9 protein-coding genes are annotated in these 11,000 nt (G+C 65.8%); 2 read left to right on the top strand and 7 right to left on the bottom strand.

Features of this window, described 5'->3' with window-relative positions; translation table 11 throughout:
- A partial coding sequence (locus ACK5IR_RS07960) for a UDP-galactopyranose mutase (RefSeq protein ID WP_416927660.1) occupies nt 1-900 on the top strand: 900 nt, incomplete at its 5' end.
- Nucleotides 901-939: 39 nt separating this feature from the next.
- Here the strand turns inward: ACK5IR_RS07960 and rfbA are convergent.
- From rfbA to ACK5IR_RS07925, 7 genes are all read right to left on the bottom strand, one after another.
- On the bottom strand, nt 940-1,833 hold the full coding sequence (gene rfbA, locus ACK5IR_RS07955) for a glucose-1-phosphate thymidylyltransferase RfbA (RefSeq protein WP_416927658.1): 894 nt from the start codon (nt 1,831-1,833) through the stop codon (nt 940-942).
- A complete protein-coding gene (rfbD, locus tag ACK5IR_RS07950; protein WP_416927656.1) occupies nt 1,826-2,704 on the bottom strand; it encodes a dTDP-4-dehydrorhamnose reductase in 879 nt (292 codons plus the stop codon). Before rfbD ends, rfbA begins: the two co-directional genes overlap by 8 nt.
- The gene (gene rfbB, locus ACK5IR_RS07945; protein ID WP_416927654.1) at nt 2,701-3,741 is read right to left on the bottom strand and encodes a dTDP-glucose 4,6-dehydratase; all 1,041 of its coding nucleotides are present in this window, start codon (nt 3,739-3,741) and stop codon (nt 2,701-2,703) included. Before rfbB ends, rfbD begins: the two co-directional genes overlap by 4 nt.
- The gene (rfbC, locus tag ACK5IR_RS07940) at nt 3,738-4,307 is read right to left on the bottom strand and encodes a dTDP-4-dehydrorhamnose 3,5-epimerase (protein ID WP_416927652.1); all 570 of its coding nucleotides are present in this window, start codon (nt 4,305-4,307) and stop codon (nt 3,738-3,740) included. The genes rfbB and rfbC overlap by 4 nt, the downstream gene beginning before the upstream one ends.
- Before the next feature lie 115 nt (nt 4,308-4,422).
- Nucleotides 4,423-5,163 carry a class I SAM-dependent methyltransferase gene (locus ACK5IR_RS07935; RefSeq protein ID WP_416927650.1) on the bottom strand — a complete coding sequence of 247 codons (741 nt, stop codon included), beginning with the start codon at nt 5,161-5,163 and terminating at the stop codon, nt 4,423-4,425.
- Between the two features lie 138 nt (nt 5,164-5,301).
- A complete protein-coding gene (locus ACK5IR_RS07930) occupies nt 5,302-6,318 on the bottom strand; it encodes a glycosyltransferase family 4 protein (protein WP_416927648.1) in 1,017 nt (338 codons plus the stop codon).
- Nucleotides 6,305-7,726 (bottom strand): mannose-1-phosphate guanylyltransferase/mannose-6-phosphate isomerase, encoded by a 1,422-nt coding sequence (locus ACK5IR_RS07925; protein ID WP_416927646.1) that lies wholly within the window; start codon nt 7,724-7,726, stop codon nt 6,305-6,307. The genes ACK5IR_RS07930 and ACK5IR_RS07925 overlap by 14 nt, the downstream gene beginning before the upstream one ends.
- Before the next feature lie 338 nt (nt 7,727-8,064).
- Here ACK5IR_RS07925 and ACK5IR_RS07920 point away from each other — a divergent pair, with 338 nt between their 5' ends.
- Nucleotides 8,065-10,923 carry a hypothetical protein gene (locus tag ACK5IR_RS07920; RefSeq protein WP_416927644.1) on the top strand — a complete coding sequence of 953 codons (2,859 nt, stop codon included), beginning with the start codon at nt 8,065-8,067 and terminating at the stop codon, nt 10,921-10,923.
- Nucleotides 10,924-11,000 lie beyond the last annotated feature (77 nt).

The raw sequence follows: 11,000 nt of genomic DNA, 5'->3' as shown, positions 1-11,000 counted from the left end.
GTCAACCGCTTCGCCACGTTCCGGCCCTACCGGAACCGGGTGAAGACAACCTCGCAGGGGCAGGTCTTTTCGCTGCCCATCAACCTGCACACGATCAACCAGTATTACGGGCGCACCATGCGCCCCGCCGAGGCGCGCGCCTTCATCGAAGAAATCGCCGACCGGTCGATCGAGAACCCGCAGACCTTCGAGGAGCAGGCGCTGCGTTTCGTCGGGCGCGACCTCTACGAGGCCTTCTTCAAGGGATACACCGAAAAGCAATGGGGCTGTGCGCCGGCCGACCTGCCGGCCTCGATCCTCAAGCGGCTGCCGGTGCGCTTCAACTACAACGACAACTACTTCTTCCACCGTTTCCAGGGCATGCCGGAAGAGGGCTATTCCGAAATGGTGGCGCGCATCCTCGATCATCCGGCCATCGCGGTGCATCTGAACACCCGCTTCAGCCGCGATCAGGCGGGGGCATACGACCATGTGTTCTATTCCGGCCCGCTCGACGGCTATTTCGACTGCGATCTGGGGCGGCTCGGTTACCGGACGCTCGATTTCGAGCGCTTCAGCGATATCGGCGATTATCAGGGCTGCGCGGTGATGAACTACGGCGATGCCGGCGTCCCCTATACCCGCATCACCGAGCACAAGCATTTCGCCCCGTGGGAGGACCACGAGGGCACCGTCTGCTACCGGGAATATTCCCGCGCCTGCGGACCGGACGATATCCCCTACTACCCGATCCGCCTGACCGGCGAGATGGCGCTGCTGGAGGCCTATCAGGAGCGCGCCCGGGCCGAGCGGGGCGTCACCTTCATCGGGCGGCTCGGCACCTACCGCTACCTCGACATGGATATCACCATCCGCGAAGCGCTGGACGCAGGCCGGGCCTGTCTGGCGCGGCAGGTGTAGAACCGGGGTAGCGGCCTGCGCCGGCCCGGTGCCCGGGCATTACCCCGCCAGCAGGTCGGCCAGATATTTCCCGTAGCCGGTCTTGCCAAACTTCGCGGCGCGGGCTTGCAGTGCCGCGTCGTCGATCCATCCCTGCGTCCAGGCGATCTCGTCGGGGCTGCCGGTCTGCGTTCCCTGCCGTTCGGTGAGGGTGCGGACGAAATGTCCCGCGTCGAGCAGCGAGGCGTGGGTGCCGGTGTCGAGCCAGGCATAGCCGCGCCCCATGGTCTGAACCTCCAGAAGCCCCTCCGAGAGATACATCTGCAGCAGGTCGGCAATTTCGAGCTCGCCGCGGGGTGAGGGCACAACCGCGCGCGCCCGCGCCGGCGCATCGCCGTCGAGATAATAGAGCCCCGTCACCGCGTAGCGCGATGGCGGCACGGCCGGCTTTTCGACGATGGCCTTGACACGCGCACCGTCGAAATCGACCACGCCGTAGCGTTCCGGATCGGCCACGCGATAGGCAAAGACGGTGCCACCGGTTTGCCTGGTATCGGCGGCGCGCAGGATATCGGGCAGGCCGTGACCGAAGAAGATGTTGTCGCCCAGCACCATCGCCGAAGGTGCCCCGGCAAGGAAATCCCCGGCCAGCAGATAGGCCTGCGCCAGCCCGTCGGGCGAGGGCTGCACGATCCAGGTGAAGCTCATGCCGTACTGGCTGCCATCGCCCAGAAGCCGGCGGAACTGCGGCTGGTCGTCCGGCGTGGTGATGATGGCGATCTCGCGGATGCCGCTCAGCATCAGCACGCTGAGCGGGTAATAGATCATCGGCTTGTCGTAGATCGGCAGAAGCTGCTTCGATACCCCCATGGTGATCGGATAGAGCCGGGTGCCGGATCCGCCGGCGAGGATGATGCCCTTGCGCTGCATGGTCTGGTCCTTCCGTTCAGCCATCGTTTCGCGATTGAAGCTCGGCCAGCACCGCCGCCACCCCCGACATCCAGTCGGGGCGGGAAATGCCGTATCCGGCGACCAGCGAGCTACAATCGAGCCGCGAGTTCAGCGGCCGGGCGGCCGGGGTCGGCCAGTCCGTGGTGGGAATGTCGGCAACCGGGATATCGCGCCCGGCCTGCAGGAAGATCTCGCGCGCGAAATCGGCCCAGCTCGTATCGGGCGCCCCCGAGAAATGATGGATCCCGCCCCGAAAGCCCGGCCCGCCGGTGACGGCGGCCTGCGCCAGCGCCAGCAGTGCGTCGGCGATATCGGCTGCCGGGGTCGGCCCGCCGATCTGGTCGGCGACGACGGACAGCCCGGTGCGGGTCTCCGACAGCCGCAGCATGGTTTTCAGGAAGTTCCCGCCATGGGCGGAAAAGACCCACGAGGTGCGCAGGATCACATGCTTGCCGCCCTCCTGCGCGATGGCGATCTCGCCGCCCAGCTTGGTCCGCCCGTAGGCGTTGATCGGGCCGGTCTGGTTGCCGGGCTGCCAGGGGGCGTGCCCCGAGCCGTCGAAAACGTAATCGGTCGAGACATGCAGGAAGGGCAGTTCACGCTCGCGCGCCGCCCGGGCCATTGCCGCGGGGGCCTCGGCGTTGATCGCCCAGGCAAGTTCCTCCTCGCTCTCGGCCCTGTCGACGGCGGTATAGGCGGCGGCGTTGATCACCGCATCCGCATCGGTGGCGGCGATCCTCTCGATGAAGGTTTCCGGATGCGCCAGATCGATTTCGGGGCGCCCCAGCGCCTCGATCGCGATGCCCCGGGCCGCACCCCGGCGCTGCAACTCGGTGGCAACCTGGCCGCTCTTGCCGAATACGAGGAATCTCATCGTGCCGCTCCCAACCGCTCACCCACACCCTTGCGCGCTTGCAGCGCACGCCACCACGTTTCGTTGTCCAGGTACCATGCGACCGTCTGTTCCAGCCCGGTCTCGGGCGTATGGGACGGCCGCCAGCCCAGTTCCGCGCGGATACGGGCGGGATCGATCGCATAGCGCCGGTCATGGCCGGGCCGGTCGGCGACAAAGGTGATCAGATCGGCATAGGGTGCCGGCCCGGGCCGCAGCCGGTCGAGGATGGCGCAGAGCCTCTGCACCAGTTCGAGGTTGGTCATCTCGTTCTCGCCGCCGATATTGTAGCTGCGCCCGACCGGGCCCTTCTCGAGCACCAGCAGCAGCGCCTCGGCGTGATCCTCCACATGCAGCCAGTCGCGGATATTGTCGCCCGCCCCGTAGATCGGGATCGGCTCGCCCGCCAGCGCCTTGAGGATCACCACCGGGATCAGCTTCTCGGGAAACTGGTAGGGGCCGTAATTGTTGGAGCAATTGGTCAGCACCACCGGCAGCCCGTAGGTCTCGTGCCAGGCCCGCACCAGATGGTCGGACGCCGCCTTGGAGGCCGAATAGGGCGAGTTCGGCTGATAGGGGCTTTGCTCGGTGAAGAACCCCGTTTCGCCCAGCGAGCCGAAGACCTCGTCGGTCGATATGTGGTGGAAGCGGAAATCCCGCGGCTTGCCGCGCGCCGCCCAGTGGGCGCGGGCGGCTTCCAGCAGATGATAGGTACCGGTGATGTTGGTGTCGATGAACGCCGCCGGCCCGTCGATCGAACGGTCGACATGGCTCTCGGCGGCCAGATGCATCACCGCGTCGGGGGCATGGGTTGCGAACACCCCGGCCATCGCCGCGCCATCGCGGATGTCGGCCTGAACGAAGGTATAATTGGGCCTGCCCGCCACGCTGGCGACGTTGTCGAGACAGGCGGCATAGGTCAGCGCATCGAGGTTGACCACCTCGATCCCCCGGGCGACGGCCTGCCGCACGACGGCGGACCCGATGAAACCGGCCCCGCCGGTGATCAGAAGTTTCATGGCCTGGCCTCGTAGACAAACGGAGAGGTGATATCTTTCAGTCGCGGCGCGGCGGCGTCCTTTTCCGAAAGGCGCGGCGCGGCGGCGCCCAGCCCCCAGTCGATGCCGATGTCCGGGTCGTCAAAGCGCAGCGCGCCCTCGGTCTCGGGCGCGTAGGTGTCGGAACATTTATAGACGATTTCCGTTCCCGGAACCCGGGTCGCAAAGCCGTGGGCAAAGCCGGCGGGCACCAGAAGCTGGCGACCGTTCTCGAAACTCAGTTCCACCCCCGCCCATTGCCCGAAGGTGGGCGAGCCCACACGGATATCGACCACCACGTCGAACAGCGCCCCCCGCCCGCAGCGCACCAGCTTGTGCTGGGCACGTGGCGGCGCCTGGAAATGCAGCCCCCGGACGGTGCCGGCATGTTCGGAAAGCGAATGGTTGTCCTGCACGAAGGTGATGTCGATCCCGGCGCTCCGGAACGTGTCGCGGTTGTAGGTTTCGCAAAAGAAGCCCCGGTCGTCGCCGAAACGGCGCGGTGTCAATATCATCACACCGGGAAGCCCTGTCTGTTCAATATCCATAATTCTGAGCAATTCGATCCAATGGTTCTGCGCAGTTGTTAGAGCATGGCCGGCTTCGGTTCCACCGAATTTGGGCGCGGGGGGCCCGGTACGGGCGTGTCATGAAAACAGACCGTCAAGGGGCATGAGGCCTCGCGGGGTGCCGCCCGAGAAACTCCCGGACGGTGATCAGCCGCAGGATTTCCTTCCGGTGGCTTTCCAGGTCGGAATAGGTCTCGGCCGGGCCCGCGTAGAGGATCTGCCGCCCGGGCCGGATGAACCCCACGCCCCAGTCGACATCGACAACATACATCTCCAGCCCCGGATCCGACTTGCGGTGCATGGCATAGCCCCGCCAGCTGCTTCCGTTCCACTGCGGGCAGGCCGCGGGGAAGGCGCCGTCGATCTCGAACTCTTCCCGGGCATGCAGGGCGGTCGGCGGATTCAGGTCGTGCAGCAGGATCATCCCGCCCGGGTTGAGCGCCTTCAGGGCATTGGCGATGTCGCGGGCGACCTGCTCGCCAGTGTGAAGGCCGTCGATGAAGATGATGTCGAATGTCGCATCGGACCGTTCGAAATAGCTGTCCGAGGTCAGGATATGGTCGGCCTCGGCTGTCGGATCGGGATCGACGCCAACCTTGGTCGTGGCGTTGATCCGGTCATACAGGTCGGACCGGTTCCTGACACCGATTTCCAGATAGCTCTCGAAGCCATGGACCACGAAGAGATGGTTTATCAGCGCTGCCCTGTCCGCAAAGCGCCATCCGTGAGCGAACCTGTAAAAACCGCGGATTCCCGTCTGGTCGCGAAACCGGAACACCAGCGAAACCGCCTTCTTCATCCTTGTCGCAAGGCGTCGTCGGGCTTCGCCGTTCATCGTGGTGACCTCTGGAAATCGGCCAGATACGCTTGTTCCAGACCGTATCCGCCTGGCAGCTTAGTGATGCGGAACGCGCTTTCCAAGCCGGCAAACCACCCGACGGACCCATGCCGCAGGCATTTCGGAGCAGAGCCGTCATGCCCGCGACCGCTCCGGAGCATGCATCAGCAGAAGCCGGCGAAGAAAGGCGGCGGCGCTCTGCTCGCTCAGGCTGGCCTGCGCAAATGCCTCGCCTTGCGTGCCGAGCCGTTCCCGCAGGGCCGGGGTATCGCGCAGGCGCGAAATGGCGGCCGCCAGGGCTTCGGCATCCCCGCGTGGAACATGCAGGCCCGTCCTGCCGTCGATCACGTAATCGCTCAGCACCGGGCTTTCGGTTGCGATGACCGGTGTGCCGTAATGCAGCGAGATGACGATGGTCATATGGCCGGCGCCGGTGGAATCGTCGAGCAGCGGCACGACCGAGACCATGGCCTTCTCCATCACCTCTTCGCATTCGGCCAGCGGCACGCCGGAGCGCAGCGTCACCCCTTCGGGAATATCGAGCCCCTCGGCATCCCGCTCGCCGCAGATCAGCACCGCCCTGACACCGGACCGGCGGACGGCTTCGAGGAATGTCGGGATATCCCGGTTGTTCCGTCCGATACAACAGGCGTAATCGTCTTCCCGTGCAACGTAATCGACCCGGTTGCGCCCCCTTTCCGGTGCGGCAATGGCCCAGTGGGTGAAGTGCAGCTTCCCGATGGGAATGTCATATTTCAGCGACAGGAGATCCCGCTCGTAACTCGAATGGGTGACAAACGCGTCGACCGAAGGCAGGACGCGCCGCGCCAGCCCCAGATAGGGACCCGAAAAGAACAGCCCGTTGCCATGGTTGAAGGTAAAGGCGAGATGAGGGCGCCGGATACGCAACAGCCTCAGAAACGCCGCCGTGAACAATGTGAGCCAGGGGCCGTGCGTGATCACCACGTCGTGGCGGCGGGCCGTCAGCGCGGCCCGCAACGCATGCCCGACCAGAGCCCTGCGCCCGCGCTGCAACAGATCGGCGCGCAGGAACGTCCAGCGGTATTCTCCGGCGGCGAAATACCCCGACAGCCACGTCCAGCCGTCATCGAACGGCGTGACGACCAGAATGCGGGGCTCAGCCCCTGCCATAGGCATCCTCGTAGCGGACAATATCGTCCTCGCCGAGATAGGCCCCCGTCTGGACCTCGATGAGATACATCGGCAGCTTGCCGGGGTTGGCCATCCGGTGGCGGGCGCCAAGCGGGATATAGACGCTTTCGTTCTCGGTCACGAGCCGCACCTCGTCGCCCACGGTCACCTCGGCCGTCCCCGAGACCACAACCCAGTGTTCGGAGCGGTGCATGTGGCTCTGCAGGCTCAGGACACCGCCGGGATGCACCATGATCCTCTTCACCTGAAAGCGGTTGTCGATGCAGAGCGTCTCGTACCAGCCCCAGGGCCGGTGAAACCGCGGATAGTCGTCGGCCTGCCGCACCTGCGCGGCGCGCAGGCCGGCCACCAGCCCCTTGATATCCTGGACACGGGATCTGTCGGCCACCAGAACCGCGTCGCGCATCGCCACGGCGACGATATCCTTCACGCCCAGTGCGGTCAGGTGCATGCCGTCCTCTTCCGAGCGCAGGTAGCTGTCGTGGCAGTCGACCGCCGTCACGGACCCATGGGTCGCGACGCCGTCGTCGTCCGGGTTCTCCTCCTTCCAGAGCGCATCCCAGGAGCCGAGATCCGACCATCCGCAGTCGAAAGGCACGGCATGGACGGTTTCGGCCTTTTCCATCACCGCATAGTCGAAGGAAATCGACCTGGCCGCCGAATAGGCGGCTTCGTCCAGCCGGAACAGGTTGAGGTCTTTCACCCCTTTCCCGACGGCCTCGCGAACCGGTTCCATCAGGAAGGGAGCATGGGCCTCGAAAGCGGCGATCGCATCGCCGGCGCGGAACAGGAAGATACCCGCGTTCCAGAGAAAATTTCCCGCCGCCAGCATCCTTTCCGCCGTCTCCGTATCGGGTTTCTCGCGAAAGCTCCTGAGCGGGATTGCCGGGCGGGCCGGATCGGGCGGGGCCGAAAGCTCAAGATAGCCGTATCCCGTTTCCGGACGGTCCGGGGTCACGCCGAATGTGACCAGCGCCCCCCGTTCTGCCGCGGCAACCCCGCGATCCACCGCCGCGCGGAACCCTGCCACATCGGGGATCACATGATCGGACGGAGCCACCAGGACCAGCGCATCCGCTCCCGCGTCGCGCGCGATCATCAGCGCGGCAGCCAGAACCGCCGGGCCGGTATCCCGCAGGCAGGGTTCGACGACCACGCGGGCGTCGGCAAGCCCGACCCCGGCGGCCTGCTGGCTGGCGAGGAAGCGGAAAGCCTCGTTAGTCATCACCAGAGGCCGGTCGAACCGCTCCCCGGACAGCCGTCTCAGCGTGGTCTGATAAAGGCTTTCGTCCCCCAGAAGGCTGATGAACTGCTTCGGATAGGCCTTGCGCGAAGAGGGCCATAACCGGGTGCCGGAACCGCCGCAAAGGACAACGGGAAATATCATCGGGGACTCCTGAATCTGCCGGTCATCGAACGTGGTGTCGTTAGACCACCGACACAACGGCCATGTCACCCGAAAAACGGCGGGCGCTCTCACCGAAGGCGGCGCTTTCGCAGGCCGTTTCCGGACAATCTCGTGTTTCGGGCCGCCCGCGTACCTGATACCGCGTACCTGATACCGCAAACCCGGAGGCGGCGGCCCGCCGGCCGGACCTTGCCGGCACGGGGCGGATATCCGCCTCTTGCATGGCGGAACATCGCGGGAAAGTTGAACCGCGCAGGGTTTTGGAGAAAATGCGGCTGCAAGGAAAACACTCCCTCCCACGACAAGCAGGTTCGGCAATGTGGAAACGCCTGACAGGGGCCGGGCTCGTGCTCGCCCTCTCGGTCCCGGCCGCCGTTTGCGGAAAGGATCTTCCCCCCGCGCGGTTCATCGTCCGCGACGAGGTGGCCGCCGCCGATGTGCGCCCCTTCACCGCAACGATCGACACGACGGGCAACGGTTCCAGGATGCTGCCCGGAGGGGGCTTCGAGCCAAGGATCTTCCGGACCTGGTTTCTGACGACCGCCGGCGGCCGGAACCGGATCCTTGCCGATCCGCGCACCCTGTCGGGCCACGACAGCTGGCGCACCGGCGCCTTCGACGGCGCCGGTATCGAAGTGCTGCGCATCGAGAACGGTGCCTTCCATTCGGTCCGGCGCGACCGGATCGCGCCGGGCGGTTTCCAGGCCAGCGGCTGGGTTCAGGAAGACGAGGGCCAGGCGGTTCCCCCCGGGCAGACCCGATATGTCTTTGCCTGGGAGCACTGGAACAGAACCGGCGGGACCGATTACTTCACGGTGCGGGCAATCGACCGCACCGGAGCCCTTTCGGCGCCGGCCATCGCCGTATCGGCCGGGAAACCCGCCGGGGCCACACCTGCCGGAGACCGGCCGGACAATCACATGATCCGCGTCTCCATATCCGGGCAGGACAACCCGGACCTTCCGGCGCCGCGAAACCTGCGGGCGCAGCCGCTTGACGACGGCATGCTGCAACTGGCCTGGGATCCCGTTCCGGAAGCCGCCGGATACGCGATATACCGCTCGGACACGCCCCCCGGGGAGCATCGCGGCCATTACATCGATCTGGCCGGCGACGGACCGGCCATCCGCGCCGGCGATCTGGTCATCCTGCGCCACCGGGGCACCCGGACGGACCGTGCCGGACTGGTCACCAACAGGATCTGGAACACCCACAGCGCGCAGCAGGTGTTCGGCTCCCCCCTCATCCGCCCATGGCCCGAAGACCCGGGCGGGGCAGACTGGCATCTGGCCCCCCACGAGACCGGCACGGCGGTCGAAGACTCCGGCGAGACATTTCTCCGTTTCACGCTGCTGCAAAAACAGCAGTTCGATGTGGGCGCCTATAACCATTCCGGAACGGGGCAAACCTATTATCCGGTTCTGGAGCCCGGAAAGACCTATCGCTTCGAGGCCTGGATCCGTGGCCGGACCCCGCACCCGGTACGCTTCATCCTGACCGGCCCGCCCCATGGCGCCGCGGGCCCCACCCATATCCCGCCGGTCACGTTCCGCGTTTCGCCCGAATGGCGGAAACATACCGCCACCTTCCGCGTTCCGGCGCCCTTCGAGGGGGCTCAGCCCGGCTGGATGGGGCTGCAATTCACCGGCCCGGGAGAGTTCGACCTCGACAACCTGCGCGTCTTCCGGGACGATGCGCCCTTCCTTGCCCTGCTGCCGGAGGACGAGGCGCTTCTGGAAAACTCCGCCATGGCCGCACTCCGGACACATGCGTTCGTCAAATCCGGCGGACTGAACTACGATCTGGAACAGCTGACCAATCCCGGCGGGGTCGGCAGCATCAGGGGCGGCAATACCCTGCCCCAGTCGCTGGCCCTGATGGAGCGGGCCGGCGTCGACCCCTGGCTTCAGGTCGAACCCCACCTGTCGCGCGAGGAATGGCTGGGTCTGGCCGAATATCTGGCCGCACCCTTCGATCCCGCAACCGACGATCCCGAGGCCCTGCCCTGGGCCGCAAAACGCCATGCGCAGGGCCATCCCCCCCCCTGGAGCGACAGTTTCGGCCGGATCTATTTCGAGATCGGAAACGAAACCTGGAACGGCCTTTTCAGCCCGTGGATCTTTCACGAAATGCGGGACGCGGCGACGGGCCGGCGCTATTCGCGGGGGGAAGTCTATGGTCTCTATCAGGAATACGTCCTCTCCATCCTGCGCCAGAGCCCCGACTGGCCGCAACTGGCCGAGCGCCTGATCCCGGTTCTCGGCGGCTGGAGCGGCAACGATTACGGGGTCGAGGCTGCAGCCCTGTCCCCCCATTCGCGCATCCTGACCCATGCCGCCTATAATGGCGGATGGGACGAGAACGAAGGCCCCGTCCGGCCGGACACCAACGGGTTCTTTTCGATACTGACCAATGTGCTCCAGTCCGGCCTGCCGCGGGCCCGCCGCTACATGGCCGCCGCCGGAGAGATCTCCCGGCAGCGCGACGAACCGCTGCGGGTCGGCACCTATGAGGCCGGTCCGGGCTATGCGCTGAACGGGCTGAACGGGGCGCGGGTCGGCGCCGAAGCTGCGGCACTACAGGAGCAGGCGATGAAAAGCGCCGCCGCGGGCACGGCCACGCTGGACACATTTCTGGCCAATGCGCGCCAGGGCTTCACATTGCAGAATTTCTTCACCTTCGGGGCCGGTGGCTACTGGAGTTCCCACGCCCGCTGGAATCTGGGCGGACAGAGCTATCCGTCCTGGGATCTGCTGGGCATCTTCAACCGCGAGGCCACGGGTGACATGCTGGCGGTCGAAACACGAAAGGTTCCCCGGACCGACCTTCCGGCGCGCGACCAGCGCGCGGCGGTCGATGGCGGGCCGCTGGTGGCGGTCTATGCCACGCGGAAGGGCAGCCGGCTGACGGTGATCCTGATCTCACGCCTGCTTCCGGATTATCCGTTTTCCGAAAGCGACGGGCATGTTCCGGTTACGGTGGATCTGCCGATCCGGGACGCCGGACGTCTGACGCTGATCCGCCTGGACGGCAGCTACAGCGATAACAACGTCTCTTCCAGAACGGCCGGCATCGTTTCGGAGGAACTCCCCGTGCCGGACGGGCTCCCCCGCCTCGAGGTGGGCGACCTGCCGCCGGGCGCCACGCTGTTCTACATCTTCGACGATATCCGCTAGATCGTTTCGAAAAGCCGATGGATTTTTCGGCACGACATATGCGGCACCGACAATACATGTCATTTACAGTATCTTGC

This window comes from Tropicimonas sp. (assembly GCF_047971885.1).
Lineage (GTDB): Bacteria > Pseudomonadota > Alphaproteobacteria > Rhodobacterales > Rhodobacteraceae > Tropicimonas.
The sequence above is the reverse complement of the archived record's forward strand: the minus strand, read 5'-3'. Positions and strand labels throughout refer to the sequence as shown.